Below are 17,996 nucleotides of genomic sequence, written 5' to 3'. Positions count from 1 at the left end.
TGTCGGCCGGTCTCGTTAGGGTGGCGGCATGTTCGTCACCGGAGACACCCTCGTCCACAGCGCAGGCGACCTCGCGCTGGCGTCCCGGTGCGAGTACGCACTCCTGCGCACGCTCGACGCGAACCTCGGCCGCATCGAGACCGAGCAGGTCGACGACGCGATGTTCGCCCGGCTCGCGCGCCTCGGCAGTCAACACGAGGCCCGCGAGCTGCTGAGACTGAAGCGCGAGCATCCGGACGGCGTCGTGACCATCGAACGGCCGGCCGAGAGCATCCCGTCCGAGCTGGCCGCCGCCGCACAGGCCACCCTCGCCGCGGCGCAGCAGCGCGTCCCCGTCATCTACCAGGGCACGTTCTTCGACGGCGAGTTCCTCGGGTTCAGCGACTTCCTGATCCACGACCTGTCGACCGACACCTATGCGGTGCACGACACCAAGCTGTCGCGCACCGAGCGCGTCCCGTCGGTCCTGCAGATCGCGGCGTACGCCGACGCGCTCGAGGCTGTCGGAGTTCCCACGTCCGCCACGGGCCACCTCGTCCTCGGTGACGGCACCGACCATCTCGTGCACCTGCCGGACGTCCTCCCCGTCTACCGCCGCGCACGGCGCGAGATGGTGGCCCTGCTGTCCGGCCACCTGACGCAACTGCTCCCGGCATCCTGGGCCGACCTCGACATTCGCGCCTGCTTCCGGTGCGAGCACTGCACCCCCGAGGTCGAGGCACAGCGCGACCTGTTGCTGGTCGCCGGGATGCGCGTCTCCCAGCGGTCCACGTTGCACGCCGCGGGGATCACGACCGTCGACGAGTTGGCCGCACACACCGGTTCCGTCGCGGACCTCTCGGAGCGGTCCCTCGGCACCCTGCGCGCGCAGGCCCTGGCCCAGGTTCAGCAGGAGCAGTCGGGGTCACCGGTGGTCGACGTGCACACCCCGAGTGCTCTCGGTGCACTGCCCGCTCCGGACGAGGGCGACATCTTCTTCGACTTCGAGGGCGACCCGCTGTACGCCGAACGCGGCTCCTCCGACTGGGGGCTCGAGTACCTCTTCGGCGTCATGGAGTCCGACGGCGCGTTCCGGCCGTTCTGGGCCCACGACCGGCACGAGGAGAGGGCCGCCTTCGTCGCCTTCGTCGAGTACGTGCGTGCACGCCGCGAGGCGTTCCCCGGCATGCACGTGTATCACTATGCGGCATACGAGAAGTCGGCTCTGCTGCGTCTGGCCTCGCGGTACGGGGTGTACGAGAACGAGGTCGACGACCTTCTCCGGCAGCAGATCCTCGTCGACCTGTATCCCGTCGTGCGGTCCGCCCTGCGCATCGGCGCACCGAGCTACAGCATCAAGAAGCTCGAACCGCTGTACATGACCGATCACCGCGGCGACGTGGCAGACGCCGTCGCTTCCATCACCGAGTACGCGCGGTGGTGCGATCTGCGCGACCGTGGCGACCTCGACGAGGCGGCCGGCGTCCTCGCCGAGATCGCCGACTACAACGAGTACGACTGCCGCTCCACACTGGAACTGCGCGACTGGTTGCTCGGTCACGCCGAACGCGCGGGTGTGGTGCCCCGCGGTCCGCTCGACGCGGCCGAACCGGTCGACGAGGACCGGGACGCGGTGCGAGACGCCCTGTGGGAGTTCGCCGGTGAATCGGTCTCACGCACGACCGACCAGCAGGCGATCGCCCTGCTCGCGGCCGCTGTCGGCTACCACCAGCGCGAGGAGAAGCCCTACTGGTGGGCGCACTTCGACCGACTGGCCTCGCCGATGGACGAGTGGGCCGACACCCGCGACGTGTTCATGGTCGAGGAGGTGGAGTCCATGACCGAGTGGGCGACACCGCCCGGCAAGCGGGTCCAGCGGCGCACGAGCGTGGTGCGCGGTGAGTTCGGGCCCGGCAGTGGGCGCGTGGGGTCGAAGGTGACCGTGCTCTACGCGCCGCCTGCTCCGGACTGGATCGCGCCCGACAGACGCGCGAACCCGCAGTATCGCTGGACGATGCCCGGAACGATCGTCGAGGTGTCCGAGGACGGCGCCCACCTCACGCTCGAGGAGTCGCTGTCCAAGGGCGCCGAACCCCACGATGTCGCACCGGTCGCCACGACGCCCGATGCCTTCGTCAACACGACCACGCTGCGGGAGGCCATCGCCGCCACCGCGGCGGAGGCAGCGGATCGCCTTCCCGAAGTCCGCGCCTCGGCCGTGGTCGACCTCCTGCGTCGTGATCCTCCCCGGACCCGGTCCGGCGCACCGCTCGCCGAGGTCGTCGACGAGCAGGTCGCTGCGGCCATCACGGCGTCGCTCCTCGATCTCGACGATTCCTACATCGCGGTCCAAGGGCCGCCGGGAACGGGGAAGACCTACACCGGATCGCGAGTGATCGCCGCACTCGCACGCGATCACGGCTGGCGCATCGGGGTGGTCGGCCAGTCGCACTCGGTGATCGAGAACCTTCTCGACGGTGTTGTCGCCGCCGGGCTCGATCCCGAGAGCGTCGCCAAGAAGGGGTCGTCCGACAGCACGCACTCGTGGCTCGGCGTGGACTCGTACTCCGGGTACCTGGCCACACACACCGGCGGATGCGTCGTGGGTGCGACGGCCTGGCCGTTCACCAACCGCAAGGAGTTCGCAGAGCAGGAGCTGGACCTGCTGGTCGTCGACGAGGCGGGCCAGTTCTCGCTCGCCAACACCATTGCGGTGGCGCGGGTGGCACGCAACCTCCTGCTGCTCGGCGATCCGCAGCAGCTGCCGCAGGTGAGCCAGGGCAGCCACCCCGAACCGGTGGACACCTCTGCTCTGGGCTGGCTCGCGGACGGCTCCGACACGCTCCCGGCCGACCTCGGGTACTTCCTGGCCACCACTCGCCGCATGCACCCCGAGCTGTGTTCCGTGGTGTCCGACCTGTCCTACGACGGACGGCTCCGCTCGCACGACACAGTGCTGGGACGGCACCTGGACGGCGTCGACCCGGGAGTGCACACAGTTCTCGTCGACCACGAGGGCAACGCGACGTCCTCGCGAGAGGAAGCGGTCGAGATCGTCCGACTCGCACGGTCACTGGTGGGATCGGCCTGGACGTGTGACGGGGAGACACGGCCGCTCGGCGCCTCGGACCTGCTCGTGGTGGCGGCCTACAACGCCCAGGTCGCCACCGTGCGCGCGGCGCTCGACGATGCCGGACTGCACGAGGCCTCGTGCGGCACCGTCGACAAGTTCCAGGGCCGGGAGGCCGCCGTGGTGATCGTGTCCATGGCCGCGTCGGCCCCCGAGGACGTGCCGCGCGGCATGCAGTTCCTGTTGTCGCGCAACCGCATCAACGTCGCCTTGTCGCGGGGGCAGTGGGCCGCATACGTCGTCCGCTCACCCGCGCTGACGCACTATCTGCCCTCGACACCGGCGGAGCTGTCGTTGGTCGGCGCCTTCATGCGGGTGAGCCCCGACGAATGATGCCGGTCAGCCGAAGGCCCGACCCTCACCGCGGTAGGTGGGCAGTGTCGTGCGGGAACCGTCCGCGGACACGAGGTGTGCCTCTGTGAAGCGCTCGCACACCTCACCGGCCTTGGCGTGCCGGAACCACAGCCGATCCCCCACCGCCGCACCGGATCCCGCCACCGGCGTCTGGACCTCCCCGGCCCCCTCGGTGCGGATCAACGCCCCGCGTCCGATCAGTGACGGCACACGAGAGGCCCCCGTCGGTCCCGAGGCGATGTACCCACCCGAGAACGCTGTCGCGATGGTCCGCGTCGGCGTGCGGACGACGGGGAGTGCGAAGAACAGCGCCGGTCGTCCAGTGAACGCGTCGTAGCGATCGAACAGCGTCGGCGCGAACAAGCCGGATCCCGCCGTCACCTCGGTCACCGCCGGATCCGCAGCCGACACCTCGATCGACCCGGTGCCGCCACTGTTCACGATCTCGAGCACGCCCACCTCGTCCTGCACGGCATCGACCACGGCGCGTCGCCGGAAGGCCAACTCGGACGCCGACTTCCGCTTCATCCACCGCACCGCTCGTCCGGAATCGGGCAGCCCCGCGATCTGCGCCTCGTAGAACATTACGCCGACGACGGACGCGCCGCGCCGGACCGCCTCCCGCGCCAGCGCGGCCACCTCGGCCGGACGACGTAGCGGCGACCGACGAACGCCGATGTGAGCGGGTCCGATGCGGAGCGACGCGTCGACGTCGAGACACACCCGCACCGGAGCTGCCCACGGACCGGCGGCGTCGATCACGTCGAGGTGTGCTCGCGAGTCGATTATGAGAGTGATGCGGCGGCACGCGTCGGCGTCCGCGGCCAGGGTGGCGAGCGCCTGTCGATCCACGGTCGGATAGCCGACGAGGATGTCCGGTACCTCGTTCAGCCACAACGCCTCTCGCAGCGAGTAGGCCATGACGCCCGCGAACCCCCGAACGGCCAGCGCACGCTCGAGGACACCGCGGATACGGACGGATTTCGACGCGAGACGGATGGGCGTACCGCCGGCCCGTCGCACCAGATCCGCGAGGTTGGCCTCGAGCGACTCCTCGTCGATCGCGAGCAGCGGCGGGTCGAGCTCTGCCGTCGCGGCACCGAGCCGATCGAGCACGGTCACGACGGCACCGCCTTCGCCCCGCGATGCGCGCGGCCAGGTCGTCGAGTTCCGCGATGACGGCGAGAGTGTCCTGGTCGACGAGCCACCGGAGAACCACCCCGTCGATGGTCGCCAGTGCGGAACGCGTCAACGACGCCATCGGTTCGGTCCACCGCATCCGTGATGCCTCGGCCGCCGCCTCGAGGAAGCTCTCCGTCTCGGTGTCCATGACGCGGTACTGCAACGTGCCGATGCCGGGTCCGGCTCCCGCGGAGCGCACCGAGTAGGCGGTGATCTCGTAGGTGAGCAGCTGCCGGTCGGCCGTGCTCTCGATGACCGACCAGAGTGCGGCCACGCCGCGGTGCAGTATCTCGCGCAGCGCACGGGGGCCGGCGCAGTCCCGCCGACCGTCGGCGGCGGCAGCGTGCAGGGCCGTGCCGACGGCGGCGCCGAGCTCCTGGACCAACGCCTCGCCCATGGCCGTGACGAGCGCTTCCTTGTTCTCGAAGCAGTAGTGGACGACGCCGAGCGAGACCTCCGCGTGTTCGGCGACGGCGCGCACGGTGACGGCGGCGATCCCCGCCTCCGCTGCCACGGTGAGCCCGGCCTCGATCAGCTGCGAACGCCGGAGATCGGCGGGGAGGCGCACGGTCATGGTCGAAGTCTAGGGGGTTGACCTGGACGGTTGTCCAGTACTTGTATCCATCCATGACCGAATGGACGAACTGGGCGGGAAACCAGCGCGCACGGCCCGCGTCGATCGTGAGACCGCACAGCGCCGACGAGATCCGGGACGTCGTCGTGCGCGCGCAGGGCCGGGTCCACGCGGTCGGAGCAGGCCATTCGTTCACCGGCGCCGCGCTGACGGACGGCGTCCTGGTGGCGCTCGACCATCTGACGGGCATCGAGGGTGTGGCCGCGGGACCGGACGGCACCACCGACGTCACCGTGCGCGCCGGAACGCGGCTGCACACCCTGAACGATCTCCTGCACGCCCGCGGGCTGGCGCTGACCAACATGGGCGACATCGACGTGCAGACACTCGCGGGTGCGATCTCGACCGGCACGCACGGCACCGGGGCGCGGTTCGCCGGGCTGTCCGCCCACGTGGTCGGGGCGCGACTGGTGCTCGCCGACGGCACGGAGGTCACGGTGTCGGACGGGCCGCTGTTCGAGTGCGCGCGACTCGGCCTCGGGGCGTTCGGGATCCTGACCGCCGTGACGATGCGGTGCGTTCCGGCCTTCGCGCTGCACGCCGAGGAGACCCCGGGTCGCCTCGGCGAGGCACTCGAGCGTTTCCCCGACGACATGCGCGACGTCGACCATCCGGAGTTCTACTGGTTCCCGCACACGGATCGGGTGCTGACCAAGCGCAACACGCGGCTGCCCGCCGACACGCCACTGTCTCCCGTGGGCCGCGTGTCGTCCTGGATCGACGACGAACTGTTGTCCAACAGCGCCTTCGAGGTGATCAATCGCGTGACGACGCGAATCCCGTCCATCATCCCGAGGGTGAACACGGTGTCGGCGGCGGCCTGGTCGGGTCGCACGTTCACCGATCGCAGCTCGTCCGTGTTCGCGTCCTCCCGTCGGGTCCGCTTCCGCGAGATGGAGTACGCGGTGCCGCCCGAGTCCGTGCCGAGCGTGATCCGCGCGATCGAGGCCTGGATCGCGCGGACCGGTTACCGCGTGACCTTCCCGGTCGAGGTCCGCTGCGCCGCCGCCGACGACGTCTGGTTGTCCACCGCGCACGGCCGTGACACCGCCTACGTCGCGGTCCACCAGTACCACCGGCGGCCGGTGGGTGGGTACTTCGACGCGGTGGAGGCGATCGCTCGTGATGTCGGTGGACGACCGCACTGGGGCAAGCTGCACTCCCTCACCGCGGGCACACTTCGTTCGCTGTACCCGCGCTTCGACGACGTCGTGGCCGAACGCGAGCGAGTGGATCCCCACGGCACCTTCGGAAACGACTATTCGGACACGGTGCTCGCGCGACTAGAGTGACACAGTGAACGTGATGCGCAGGGCCCTGTCCGGAATCCTCTCGGCCGCCCTCGTGCTCGGTGTCGGTGAACTCCTCGCCGCCGTGGTCGGCCCGGACTCGTCACCGATCGTCGCTGTGGGGTCGGCCGCGGTGGACAACACCCCCGCAGGCGTCCGCGAGTGGGCCATCGACACGTTCGGCACCTCCGACAAGCTCGCCCTCTTCATCGGTATGGGTGTCGTCATCGCCCTCCTCGCCGCCGGAGCAGGCATCCTCGAACGTGCTCGGCGACCCATCGGATCGGCACTGTTCGTGGTTCTCGGCGTACTCGGGGTCCTGGCGGCGATCTCGCGCTCCGGCAGTGGATCGATCGCAGCGCTCCCCACCGTCGTCGGCGTCGCGGTCGGCGTCCTCGTCCTACGGTCGCTCGTCGAGCGCGCGGACCCGGACGCGTCGGAGGGGTTCTCCCGTCGACGCTTCGTGATGCTCGCCGGGATCAGCGCTGCCGCGGCCGTCGCGACCGGCGCCGCGGGACGGGTGCTCGGCGCCTCCACGCGGGCGGTCACGCAGGACCGCAACGCCTTCACCGTCCCGGTGCCCGACAGCCCGGCGCCGCCCGTGCCCGCCGCCGCGGATCTCCGGCTGCCCGGCCTGTCCCCGTACGTCACGTCGAACGCCGAGTTCTACCGGATCGACACCGCTCTCGTGGTGCCGCGGGTGAACTCGCAGGACTGGAGTCTGCGCATCCACGGCATGGTGGACAACGAGATGACGCTGACGCTGGCCGATCTCGAACAGCGTGTGTCCATCGAACGGATGGTGACGCTCACCTGCGTGTCCAACCCCATCGGCGGCGACCTCGTCGGCAACGCCACGTGGACCGGCTACGCCCTGAAAGACATTCTGGCGGAAGCACGTCCGCAGGCATCGGCCGACATGGTGCTGTCCTCGTCGCACGACGACTTCACGGCCGGCACCCCGCTGGACGTCCTCATGGACGGGCGCGACGCCATGCTCGCCGTCGCCATGAACGGGGAGCCGCTGCCGATCGAGCACGGCTATCCGGCGCGCCTCGTCGTCCCCGGCCTGTACGGCTACGTCTCGGCGACCAAGTGGGTCACCGACCTCGAGGTGACCAAGTTCAGCCAGGCTCGCGCGTACTGGACCGACCGCGGATGGTCCGAGCGCGGACCGATCAAGACAGCCTGCCGTATCGACACCCCCGTCGGCAGCAAGGACGTCCAGGCGGGCACGGTGATGATCGCCGGCGTCGCGTGGGCCCAGCATCGAGGCATCTCCCGTGTCGAGGTCCGCGTCGACGACGGCCCCTGGACCGAGACCACCCTCTCCGACGAGTACTCGCGCGACACCTGGCGCCAATGGTCGTACGCCTGGACCGCCACTTCCGGCCAGCACCGCATCGAGGCTCGGGCCACCGACGGCACCGGTGAGGTGCAGACGGACGTGCGCGTCGACACCGTTCCCGACGGTGCGAGCGGGTACGCGAGCATGCCCGTGACGGTGCAGTAGGTCGCATCTGCGCGGGCTTCCGCGGTACGCGCGCCCCTCCGCCGACTGCAGGGGGTGTGCACGTCGCGGAACCGGTGCGCAGTGCCCCATTGCCACTGCGCGCACAGGTTTCGGCGCCACACACCCCTTCCGGCTCGACGGAAGGGGTGCACTCGTCGTGCCCGCCGCGCGGGTACCGCCGCGTCGACGACGCCTCGATCACAAACGGACAATTGGTATGCACTGGCTCACATATGGGTTATGGTGAGTGCACTCTCAGCAACCGTGTTGCAGACAGTGCAACACAATCCCATCCTGGAGGCATGCGTGCGCATCTCACCCTCTCGTTCCTCGCACCGGGCGCTCGGCGTCGTGGCAGCAGCGACCCTGATCGCCGGCGTCGCGGCGGGCTGCGCGGATCGATCGTCCGGCGGCGCCGAGTCCGGCGAGGACTTCCCCACCGGCAACATCACCCTGCTGACGCCGACCGCAGCGGGCGGCGCGACCGACCTCACCGCGCGCACACTGGGCCGGCAGATGGAGGAATCCCTCGGTGTCAGTGTGATCGTCGAGAACCGACCGGGCGGAGCAGGATCCATCGGCATGCAGTACCTCGCCGATCAGGATCCCGACGGATACACCATCGGTGTTCTCCCGGTCGAGGTGAGCCTGCTCGGTCATCAGGGCTACTCGATCGATCCGGCGTCCTACGACTTCCTCGGACAGGTCAACTCCCAGCCCGGCACCATCGCAGTGCCGGCGAACAGCCCGTATCAGACTCTCGACGACCTCCTCGCCGCCGCACAGGCCGATCCGGGCGGCATCACCGTGTCGAACGCCGGACCCGGAAGCATCTGGGAAGCAGGCGCCGTCGAACTCGGCAGGGTCGCCGGTGTCGAGTTCACGGGAGTCCCCTTCGACGGCGGCGCACCCGCGGTCACCGCGGCCGTGGGCTCCCAGGTCGATGCCGTCGTCGCCGGGATCGGAGAGACGGCACCCGCTCATGCCGACGGGCGACTCCGCGTTCTCGCCGTCTTCACCGAGGAGCCCGCCCCCGCGCTGCCGGGAGTCCCCACCGCCACCGAGCTCGGTCAGGACGTGGTGATCGGCAGTTGGGCCGTCATCGCGGCGCCGACCGGCCTGCCCGACGGCGTGGCCACCCGCATCGAGGACGCCATCGAAAGCGCCTCCGCGACAGACGAGTACATCGATCTGATCGAGTCCGGCGGCAACCTGCCGCTGTACCGCTCCGCGGACGAGACCACCACCTTCGTCGGATCCGAGTCGGATCGATTCGCGGATCTGGCGGCACAGGAATGACGACGCACGACCTGACGGATTCGTCCGTGACGATCCCGGGCGACTCCTCCGAGGAGGACGTGCGGCACACGAGCCGCACCTACGAAGCGGTCATCGGCGTCGTCGTGGCCCTCGTCGGCGGCGCCCTGTTCGTCGCCGCACGGAACATCGATCTCGCCCGCGAGGGGCAGGCCTTCGGTCCGCGCTGGTGGCCCACCGCGCTCGCGATCTCGATGGTGATCGCAGGACTCGTCCTCGTCGTGCAGGCCTTCACGGGACGCATCGTCTCCGACGAGGCCGCGATGACCCGATCGGGCGGTGTCGCCCTCACCGCGACGCTGCTGGTCATCGTCGTCTACGGCACCGCCTGGCAGTACCTCGACTTCCGGGTCGTCACCGTGGTGCTGCTCGCCGCGCTCGTCGCGATCTTCGGCGGCCGAGGAATCAAGGCGCTCCTCGTGTTCCCGGTGGTCACCACGGCGGTTCTCTGGGTGATCTTCGGCATGCTCCTGCAGGTGCCGCTGTGAGCGCCGTCAGCGAGGGACTGAGCGCCCTCCTCGACCCCAGCATCGGGCTGTGCCTTCTCATCGGCATCCTGCTCGGCACACTCGTCGGTGCCGTGCCGGGCATCACCGCGGCGATGGCAGTCGCACTCGCGGCCGGCTTCACGCTCACTCTCGAACCGCTGCAGGGCCTCTCGGTCCTCCTGTCGATCTACGTCGCCGCCCAGTTCGGCGATCGGGTGCCGTCCATCCTCATCAACACGCCCGGCACCCCGGCGTCGATCGCCACCACCTTCGACGGGTTCCCGATGGCCAAGCAGGGGCGGGCCGGGATCGCACTGACGAGCTCGGCGCTCGTGTCCGCCATCGGATCCGTGGTGGGCATCTGCATCCTCGTCTTCGCCGCACAACCCATCGCGAGTGTGGCACTCCGGTTCGGGCCGGCCGAGATGTTCGCCCTCGTGGTGTTCGGCATGACGATGATGATCGGCGTCTCGGGTGGGCGCGTCGTGAAGGGTCTGTTCGCCGGCATCCTCGGCCTCGGACTCGGGGCCATCGGCCGCGATCCCATCACCGGCGACGGCCGCTTCACCTTCGGACTGAACGAACTGAGCTCCGGCATACCTTTCATCGCGGCGATCGTCGGCTTGTTCGGCATCGCCGAGGTGTTCAATCAGATGATCTGCCGCCGCCCCGGTCTACTCCCCGCACCGATCACACAGCTCGGAAAGTGGTGGCCGACCAAGGCGGAGCGCCGTGAGCTTCTCAAGCCGGCACTCATCGGATCCGGCGTCGGGTCGGTGGTCGGTGTGGTCCCCGCGGCGGGCGGCGACATCGCCGGAATCGTCTCGTGGGACCAGGCTCGGCGGGCGTCCAAGCATCCCGAGAAGTTCGGGAAGGGCTCACTCGAGGGCCTGGCGGCCGCGGACACCGCCAGCACGGCCACCATGGGCGGATCGGTCACCACCACACTGGCACTGGGTGTTCCAGGCGACGCGGTGATGGCGGTCATGATCGGGTCGATGGTCATCTGGGGCCTGCAGCCGGGCCCGGCCCTGTTCGTCGACTCCCCCGACCTGGTCTACAGCCTCGCGGCGATCATGCTGCTCGCGACGTTCGGTGCACTCGCTCTCGCACTCGTCCGGATGCGCGGCGTGGTGAAGCTGCTCGACCTCCCGCAGCAGTACCTGTGGGCCGTCATCATCACCTTCTGCATGGTCGGGACCTACGCGGTGCAGAACAGCGCATTCGACGTCGGACTCATGCTCGTCTTCGGGCTACTCGGACTGGTGTTGCGACGCAACGGTTTTCCGGCAGGTCCGCTCGTCCTGGGCTTGATCCTGGGTCCGCTGGCCGAGAGCAACATCCGTCGGGCGTTCCTCATCGACGGCGCCGCGAGCATCTACACCAGCGGTATCGCCGTCGGTCTGCTCATGCTGAGCGCGCTGGCCGTCGTCGGCCCGTACCTGCGTGCCGGCCTGAAGAAGAGTCGCACCCGCGCCCCGAAGGAGAGCGTCGATGCCTGAGTTCCTCTGCATCGGAGAGACGATGACGCTCGTCGCACCGGTCGACGCCACCCCACTCCACACGGCGGATCTGTTCACCCTGCACATGGGCGGGGCCGAATCGACCGTCGCTCTCTACCTGGCCGAACTGGGACACGAGGTGTCGTGGGCCAGCGCGGTGGGTGCCGACCCGCTCGGCCGTCGCATCGTCGACGCCATCGCGTCCCACGGCGTCGACACCTCCCACGTCACCGTCCGCGAGGACGCGCCCACCGGCGTGTACTTCAAGGACCCGGACGACGGTGTCACCACCGTCCACTACTACCGGCGGGGCTCTGCTGCGTCGCGCATGTCCCCGGCGACTCTGGACGGACTGCCGTTGCATCGGACCGACGTCGTCCACACGTCCGGTATCACCGCGGGGCTGTCGCCGACGTGTGCGGCAATGACGGATCGACTGTTCGACCTCTGCGCCGGCACGTCGACGATCCTGTCGTTCGACGTGAACTACCGGCCCGGCGTCTGGTCGCGTGAGCGGGCCGCGCCGATCCTGCTCGATCTGGCCCGACGCGCCGACATCGTCTTCGTCGGCCGCGACGAGGCTGCCGACCTGTGGGGCACCGAGGACGCCCGGTCGATCGCCTCCCTCGTCGGAACGTCGGGAACGGTGGTGATCAAGGACAGCGACGTCGGTGCCACGGAGTTCACCCTGTCGGGCGACGTCTTCGTACCGGCGCACACCGTCGAGGTGGTCGAGGTGGTCGGGGCCGGTGACGCGTTCGCGGCGGGATACCTGTCCGGACTGCGTGCAGGCAAGGACGCACACGGCAGGCTGTCCATGGGGCACGATCTCGCCTCGAGAGCGTTGTCGAGCACCACCGACTTCGTCCCCGCAGCAGCGCTCGATGCCTGACGGCACGAGCCCCACAGTCGAAGGAGCGTGAACGATGTCGCAGAGCGTGGAACGAGCGGTCGAGATCCTGGAGTTCGTCGCCGTCCAGCCGCGGACCCAGAGCGAGGTCGCGGCGCATCTCGACATCCACCGGTCGACGGCACTGCGGGTGCTGCAGACCCTCACCGACCACGGCCTGACCCGCAAGCGGGCCGACGGGAAGTACGGCGTCGGGTACCGCATCGCCGGGCTGGCTCACGCTGCGCGTGACCAGTTCGACCTCGCGAACACCGCTCGCCCGTATCTGGTCGGACTGGGTGAACAATGCTCGCACACAGTGCATCTCGCTCAGTTGGACGGCGGCCGCATCATCTACGTCGACAAGATCGAACAACCCGGCATGATCAAGCTGTTCTCCCAGATCGGCGCTCCCGTGTGCCTTCACACGGCCGGCGTCAGCAAGGCGGTACTGGCATTCCAGGACCCCGAGGTGGTCGATGCCGTGCTCGACGGCGCGGACTTCTCGCGACACACGGCCACCACCATCACCTCGCGGCAGCAGTTCGACGAGGAACTGCGAGTCGTCGCCGAGCGCGGCTGGTCGGTGGACGACGCCGAGTACGAGGACTACGTCAACTGTGTGGCGATGCCCGTGCGAGACGCGAGTGATCGCGTCGTCGCGGCGGTGTCCATCACCTCGCTGAAGGGGCGCGCGGACCTCGCCGCCCTGCAGAAACTGCTGCCCGACCTCCGGGCAGTCACCGACAACGTGTCGAAGGAGCTCGGATGGAGACCGTGAACGACTGGTTCGACGACGCGTTCTCGTCGCGACCCGTGATGGCCATTCTGCGGGGGTTCTCCCCCGCGCGGTCGGTCGCGCTCGCCCAGCGCGGCTGGGACGCCGGCATCACCTGCATCGAGGTGCCGGTGCAGTCCGCCGCCGCGGTGGACGCCCTGGCCGCGGTGGTGAGTGCGGGAGCCGAGCGCGGCATGACCGTCGGGGCGGGGACGGTGGTCACTCCCGACCTCGTGCGGACGGCACAGCAGGCGGGTGCCGCCTTCACGGTGGCTCCCGGCTTCGACCCCGCCGTCGCGCGGGCGAGCATCGACGCCGGTATGCCGCACCTTCCCGGTGTCGCCACCGGGACCGACGTCCAGGCAGCGGCCGCGTTCGGGCTCGGATGGGTCAAAGCGTTTCCCGCATCCGTCCTGGGCGCCGGCTGGTTCGCCGCGATGAAGGGCCCCTTCCCCGCGATGCGCTTCGTCGCGACGGGCGGCATGAACGCCCGCAACGCCCCCGACTATCTCGCCGCCGGCGCCGACGTCGTCGCCGTCGGGTCCGCCCTCGAGGACGACACCCAGATCGCCCTTCTGAAAGACCTCTCCCTCACCCGATAGGAGCCCTCCTTCATGCCCTCCCTGCTCCGTGACGCCTACACCCCGGCGTCGACCCGCTACGACTCGATGGCCTACCGGCCCGTCGGGACCTCGGGCCTCCTGCTGCCTGCCGTGTCACTCGGTATGTGGCACAACTTCGGCGACGACACGCCACTGCAAAAACAGCGCGAGATCATCCGCAGCGCATTCGATCTGGGCATCACCCACTTCGACCTCGCGAACGGCTACGGCCCGCCGATGGGCTCCGCGGAGAAGAACGTCGGCCGCATCCTGGCCGAGGACTTCGCGACACTCCGCGATGAGATCGTCGTCTCCACGAAAGCGGGATACGACTTCTTCCCCGGACCGTACGGCCGCGGCGGTGGTGCGAAGTACCTGCTGGGCAGCCTCGACCACTCGCTGACCAGTCTGCGGCTCGACTACGTCGACATCTTCTACAGCCACCGGTTCGATCCGAACACCCCGCTCGAGGAGACGGCCCGTGCACTCGACACCGCGGTGCGCTCGGGCAAGGCACGGTACGCGGGCATCTCGTCCTACTCCGCGGAGCGGACCGTCGAGATGGCAGCTCTTCTCCGGGATCTCGGCACGCCGCTGGCCATCCATCAGCCGTCGTACTCGTTGCTCAATCGCTGGGTGGAGCAGGGAGTTCCGTCACTTCTGGACGTGCTGGACGCGGAGGGCATCGGCTGCATCGCGTTCTCTGCCCTGGCGCAGGGTCTGCTGACGACCAAGTATCTCGACGGCATCCCCGAGGGATCCCGCGCGACTCAGGGCAAGACCCTGCGTGACGGCATGCTGTCGGAGGAGAACCTCGGCAACGTCGCGGCACTGAACGGCATCGCCGAGCGGCGCGGACAGTCGCTGGCGCACATGGCGCTGGCCTGGGTGCTGCGTCGCCGACAGGTCTCCTCGGTGCTCGTCGGTGCGTCCCGGCCGTCGCAGATCGCGGACAGCGTCGCAGCCCTCGACAGCCCGCCCTTCAGCGATCAGGATCTCGCCGACATCGACGAGTACGCCGTCGACGGCGGTCTGAACATCTGGCTCGCCTCGTCTACCGCATGAGCACCCCGGAACTCGCCGCGGTGATCGCCGACGAGACCGCGGTCAGCTTCGCCTCGTTCGACCTGGAAGACGCCTGGGCTCTCGGTTGCCGGATGCGCGAGGCCGCGGCGACGCGTCGGCTCCCCCTCGTCATCGGCGTCGTGCACGGCCACCAGCGGGCGTTCCACACAGCTCTGCCGGGGTCGTATCCGGAGAGCGACGACTGGTTGACCCGCAAGACCAACACCGCCACGAGGTACGGGCGGAGCTCGCTGGGCGTGCTCGAGTTCTTCACCGCCACCGGCCGCGACTTCGATTCGCAGTCGCGCCTGCCCGCCGAGAGGCACGCCGCCGCGGGTGGAGTGCTGCCGCTGCGGGTGGACGGCGTCGGAGTCGTCGGGTACGCGGGCGTCTCGGGTCTACCGCACCGCGACGATCACGCGTTCGTCGTGGAGCAGCTGCGGGAGTACGCACTGAGCCGATGAGCGCTCGCGCACACAGGTTCCCGCGCCGCACACCCTCGTCCGCCGGATAGAAGGGGTGTGCACATCACGGAACCCGTGCACCCCACGCACGAGAGAGCGGACGCACCCGAATCGGGTGCGTCCGCTCTGTCGTCGTCGAACTAGTTGTGCGAGGCGTCGAATCGCGAGTGCACGTCCGGCACGTGGACGTCACCGAGAACGCGAGCGATCTGGTCCTCGCTGAGACCCAACCGGCGCAGTCGTTCGCACACGGCGTCGAAGCTCAGCATCTTGGAGTCGAGTTCCTGCTGGAGCTCGGCGACCTCGGCGCGCAGCACCTCGGCCTCCTCGAGTGCGTCGAGGGTCTCCGCGGGCTTGGGCAGCAGCAGCGACAGCAGCCGGTCGCGGGCATCGGTGCTCAGTCCGTCGAACGGTGCGGAAGCCCTCCGCGGCCTCGTGCTTGCCGACGGGAGCGGTCACCGGTGCGATCTCGGTGGTGTCCGCGGTGTCGGTGCGAGCCTCGTCCTTCTGCATGTCCACGGCGGTCTCGCCCTGCACGTCCGAGTCCTCGACGGGCACGGCCTGCTCACCCTGAGGCTTCAGGTCGATCGTGGTGCGCAGCGGGCGGTTCGGGATGAACAGCACCGCGAGCACGGTGACCAGTGCAACGAACCCGGCGATCAGGAAGATGCGTCCGGTGGCGTCACCGTAGGCGGTACGGATGACCGCGGCGATCGGGTCGGGCAGCGATCCGATGTCCAGGGTGCCGCCGCCGTTGGAGCCGGCTGGGACACCGAGGGCGGCGAGTCCGGAGGCCGAGTTGTCGGCGACGCGGGTGGCGAGGACCGATCCCAGAACCGAGACGCCGATGGCGCCACCGAACGTCCGGAAGAACGCGACGGTGGACGATGCCGCACCGATGTTCTGCACGCTCACGGTGTTCTGCACGGCCAGCACCAGGTTCTGCATCAGCATGCCGGTACCGAGGCCGACGATGGCGATGAAGACGCCCACGAGCCACAGGTTGGTGGCGTGATCGAGAGTTCCGAGCAGTCCGAAGCCGATGACCAGCAGGAAGGAACCGGTGACGATGAAGGGCTTCCACTTGCCGAAGCGGGAGATCAGCTGACCCGAGCCGACCGACGAGACGAGCATGCCGGCGACGAGCGGGATGGAGAGCAGACCTGCCGCGGTGGGCGAGTAGCCACGAGCGGTCTGGAAGTACTGACCCAGGAAGGTGGTGGCGCCGAACAGGCCGACACCCACGGCGACGGAGGCGATGATGGCGAGTCCGGTGGTGCGCTCGGTGACGATCTTGAGCGGGATGATCGGGCTCTTGACCTTCGCCTCGACGAGGACGGTGAGGATCAGCAGAGCGACACCGCCGCCGACGTACATCGCGGTCTCACGGGAGATCCAGTCGTAGTACCCGGCCTTGCCGGCGAACGAGACCCAGATGAGCAGCACGGACACACCGGCGGTGAGGAGAAGCGCGCCGAGCCAGTCGATGGAGACGTCGTCCTTGCGCTCGGTGGTGATGTGCAGCGTGCGCTGCAGCAGCAGCAGAGCGATGACGGCGAGCGGGATGCAGACGAAGAAGCACCAGCGCCACCCGAGGGGGCTGTCGACGATGACGCCGCCGAGGATCGGGCCGCCGGACATCGAGACGGCCATGACGGCGCCCATGTAGCCGGAGTAGCGACCGCGCTCACGAGGAGACACGATGCTGCCGATGATGGCGACGACGAGTGCGGTCAGACCACCCATGCCGATGCCCTGCACCACGCGAGCGGCGAGCAGGATCGGCACGTTGTGCGCGAGGCCGGCCATGACGGAGCCGATGACGAAGATGACGAGTGAGCTCTGGACCAGCAGCTTCTTGTTGAAGAGGTCGGCGAGCTTGCCCCAGATCGGCGTCGAGGCCGCGTTGGCGAGCAGTGCCGTCGTGATGACCCATGCGTACGCGGTCTGCGAGCCCTTCAGGTCGCCGATGATGGTGGGCAGGGCGGTCGAGACGATGGTCGTGCTGAGCAGGGCGGTGAAGAGCCCGGCGAGCAGACCGATCAGGGCCTCGAGGATCTGCCGGTGCGTCATCGGGGTCGAGTCCGCGGCGGCCTCGGCGGGAGCCGAGAGCTGATCGGTGTCACTCACCCGGGAGGGCGGAGTGTCGTGTGTGACGGTCATGTCTGTGGTTCTTCCTATTCTCAGTTATGCGAGAGGATGCGCTGGCCGGAGTGCCGGGCCTGCGCCTCGTCGGTGAAGGTGGACGTGAGTCGACGGATGGAGTCGAGGGCGGCATTCGCCTGGTCCTCGTCCCAGTCCCCCAACATGCGGGACAACCGTGCGACTCGGTGCTCCTTGATGCGGTCCAAGCAGGCGAGTCCGGCGTCGGACACCCGAACCCGGGTGGCACGTCCGTCGTCGGGATCGGGAGTACGCACGACGTGGCCGGCGTCCACCAGCTCGGCGAGCTGACGGCTGAGCACGGACTGGCTGGTGCACATGGCGTTCGCCAGTTCGGACTGTCGGCACTCGCCGTGGGTGGCGAGCGTTCCCAGTACGCCGACCAGGGCGGCCGGCAACTCGGTGCGGTCGTCCCCCGTCGACACGGCCACGCGCAGTGCGCGGCCGAAGCGGAAGACTTCTTCCATCAGCAGCTCTGCTGTCTCGGTGTGGACGGCCACGGCGATCTCTCCTCGAACTCGTTTACTTGCTGTCTGCAACTATATAGATAGATACCTGAGGTAAACAACTATTAATGTGTCTCTCTTCCCGAGCCGTGGGGCGTGGCCCGGACCAGCAGTCGTCGCCGCCTCCTGTGAGTCCTCCAG

At 69.0% G+C, this 17,996-nt stretch carries 15 protein-coding genes and 1 pseudogene; 12 read left to right on the top strand and 4 right to left on the bottom strand.

Annotation, left to right across the window (positions count from 1 at the left end):
* Positions 1-28: 28 nt before the first annotated feature.
* Positions 29-3,442, top strand: coding sequence for a bifunctional RecB family nuclease/DEAD/DEAH box helicase (locus QE449_RS04835; protein ID WP_307108313.1), 3,414 nt, complete (start codon positions 29-31; stop codon positions 3,440-3,442).
* Between the two features lie 6 nt (positions 3,443-3,448).
* On the opposite strand, the gene QE449_RS04830 is transcribed toward QE449_RS04835, so the two are convergent.
* On the bottom strand, positions 3,449-4,585 hold the full coding sequence (locus QE449_RS04830) for an amino acid deaminase/aldolase (protein ID WP_307108312.1): 1,137 nt from the start codon (positions 4,583-4,585) through the stop codon (positions 3,449-3,451).
* A gap of 53 nt (positions 4,586-4,638) precedes the next feature.
* Here QE449_RS04830 and QE449_RS04825 point away from each other — a divergent pair, with 53 nt between their 5' ends.
* Positions 4,639-4,851, top strand: coding sequence for a hypothetical protein (locus tag QE449_RS04825; RefSeq protein ID WP_307108311.1), 213 nt, complete (start codon positions 4,639-4,641; stop codon positions 4,849-4,851).
* 248 nt (positions 4,852-5,099) lie between these two features.
* Here QE449_RS04825 and QE449_RS04820 read toward each other — a convergent pair.
* A pseudogene (locus tag QE449_RS04820) lies at positions 5,100-5,219 on the bottom strand (TetR/AcrR family transcriptional regulator); the annotation flags it as partial.
* 53 nt (positions 5,220-5,272) lie between these two features.
* Between QE449_RS04820 and QE449_RS04815 the strand changes: the two are divergent.
* The 10 genes from QE449_RS04815 (at position 5,273) to QE449_RS04770 (ending at position 15,186) form a co-directional block, all read left to right on the top strand.
* Positions 5,273-6,571, top strand: coding sequence for a D-arabinono-1,4-lactone oxidase (locus QE449_RS04815; protein ID WP_027504692.1), 1,299 nt, complete (start codon positions 5,273-5,275; stop codon positions 6,569-6,571).
* 13 nt (positions 6,572-6,584) lie between these two features.
* A complete protein-coding gene (locus QE449_RS04810; RefSeq protein ID WP_197027739.1) occupies positions 6,585-8,081 on the top strand; it encodes a molybdopterin-dependent oxidoreductase in 1,497 nt (498 codons plus the stop codon).
* 264 nt (positions 8,082-8,345) lie between these two features.
* Positions 8,346-9,380: a tripartite tricarboxylate transporter substrate binding protein gene (locus QE449_RS04805; RefSeq protein WP_231476220.1), complete on the top strand. Its 1,035-nt coding sequence runs from the start codon at positions 8,346-8,348 to the stop codon at positions 9,378-9,380.
* Between the two features lie 26 nt (positions 9,381-9,406).
* Positions 9,407-9,886 (top strand): tripartite tricarboxylate transporter TctB family protein, encoded by a 480-nt coding sequence (locus QE449_RS04800; RefSeq protein WP_307108310.1) that lies wholly within the window; start codon positions 9,407-9,409, stop codon positions 9,884-9,886.
* Positions 9,883-11,388, top strand: a complete 1,506-nt coding sequence (locus QE449_RS04795) for a tripartite tricarboxylate transporter permease (RefSeq protein ID WP_027504688.1) — start codon at positions 9,883-9,885, stop codon at positions 11,386-11,388. The genes QE449_RS04800 and QE449_RS04795 overlap by 4 nt, the downstream gene beginning before the upstream one ends.
* Positions 11,381-12,280 (top strand): sugar kinase, encoded by a 900-nt coding sequence (locus QE449_RS04790; protein WP_027504687.1) that lies wholly within the window; start codon positions 11,381-11,383, stop codon positions 12,278-12,280. Before QE449_RS04795 ends, QE449_RS04790 begins: the two co-directional genes overlap by 8 nt.
* Positions 12,281-12,314: 34 nt before the next feature.
* Entirely contained in the window at positions 12,315-13,058 is a 744-nt protein-coding gene (locus tag QE449_RS04785; protein ID WP_027504686.1) for an IclR family transcriptional regulator, read from the top strand.
* Entirely contained in the window at positions 13,046-13,657 is a 612-nt protein-coding gene (locus tag QE449_RS04780) for a bifunctional 4-hydroxy-2-oxoglutarate aldolase/2-dehydro-3-deoxy-phosphogluconate aldolase (protein ID WP_027504685.1), read from the top strand. The genes QE449_RS04785 and QE449_RS04780 overlap by 13 nt, the downstream gene beginning before the upstream one ends.
* Before the next feature lie 12 nt (positions 13,658-13,669).
* On the top strand, positions 13,670-14,722 hold the full coding sequence (gene mgrA / locus QE449_RS04775) for an L-glyceraldehyde 3-phosphate reductase (protein WP_027504684.1): 1,053 nt from the start codon (positions 13,670-13,672) through the stop codon (positions 14,720-14,722).
* Positions 14,719-15,186, top strand: a complete 468-nt coding sequence (locus tag QE449_RS04770) for a heme-binding protein (RefSeq protein ID WP_307108309.1) — start codon at positions 14,719-14,721, stop codon at positions 15,184-15,186. Before mgrA ends, QE449_RS04770 begins: the two co-directional genes overlap by 4 nt.
* A 189-nt stretch (positions 15,187-15,375) precedes the next feature.
* Here QE449_RS04770 and QE449_RS04765 read toward each other — a convergent pair whose 3' ends face one another.
* Both QE449_RS04765 and QE449_RS04760 read right to left on the bottom strand, forming a co-directional pair.
* Complete coding sequence (locus QE449_RS04765; protein ID WP_307109678.1) at positions 15,376-17,259, bottom strand: MDR family MFS transporter; 1,884 nt, start codon at positions 17,257-17,259, stop codon at positions 15,376-15,378.
* A gap of 110 nt (positions 17,260-17,369) precedes the next feature.
* Positions 17,370-17,849 carry a MarR family winged helix-turn-helix transcriptional regulator gene (locus QE449_RS04760; protein ID WP_027504681.1) on the bottom strand — a complete coding sequence of 160 codons (480 nt, stop codon included), beginning with the start codon at positions 17,847-17,849 and terminating at the stop codon, positions 17,370-17,372.
* Positions 17,850-17,996 lie beyond the last annotated feature (147 nt).

Source organism: Rhodococcus sp. SORGH_AS_0303 (assembly GCF_030819335.1).
GTDB lineage: Bacteria > Actinomycetota > Actinomycetes > Mycobacteriales > Mycobacteriaceae > Rhodococcoides.
Note: the sequence above shows the minus strand (reverse complement) of the source record. Positions and strands in the feature narration are given on the sequence as shown.

Coding starts and splice junctions, on each gene's coding strand:
- mgrA (WP_027504684.1), top strand. CDS start 13,670: ATGCCCTCCCTGCTCCGTGACGCCTACACCCCGGCGTCGACCCGCTAC.
- QE449_RS04770 (WP_307108309.1), top strand. CDS start 14,719: ATGAGCACCCCGGAACTCGCCGCGGTGATCGCCGACGAGACCGCGGTC.
- QE449_RS04825 (WP_307108311.1), top strand. CDS start 4,639: ATGACGGCGAGAGTGTCCTGGTCGACGAGCCACCGGAGAACCACCCCG.
- QE449_RS04780 (WP_027504685.1), top strand. CDS start 13,046: ATGGAGACCGTGAACGACTGGTTCGACGACGCGTTCTCGTCGCGACCC.
- QE449_RS04815 (WP_027504692.1), top strand. CDS start 5,273: ATGACCGAATGGACGAACTGGGCGGGAAACCAGCGCGCACGGCCCGCG.
- QE449_RS04810 (WP_197027739.1), top strand. CDS start 6,585: ATGCGCAGGGCCCTGTCCGGAATCCTCTCGGCCGCCCTCGTGCTCGGT.
- QE449_RS04790 (WP_027504687.1), top strand. CDS start 11,381: ATGCCTGAGTTCCTCTGCATCGGAGAGACGATGACGCTCGTCGCACCG.
- QE449_RS04785 (WP_027504686.1), top strand. CDS start 12,315: ATGTCGCAGAGCGTGGAACGAGCGGTCGAGATCCTGGAGTTCGTCGCC.
- QE449_RS04765 (WP_307109678.1), bottom strand. CDS start 17,259: ATGACGCACCGGCAGATCCTCGAGGCCCTGATCGGTCTGCTCGCCGGG.
- QE449_RS04835 (WP_307108313.1), top strand. CDS start 29: ATGTTCGTCACCGGAGACACCCTCGTCCACAGCGCAGGCGACCTCGCG.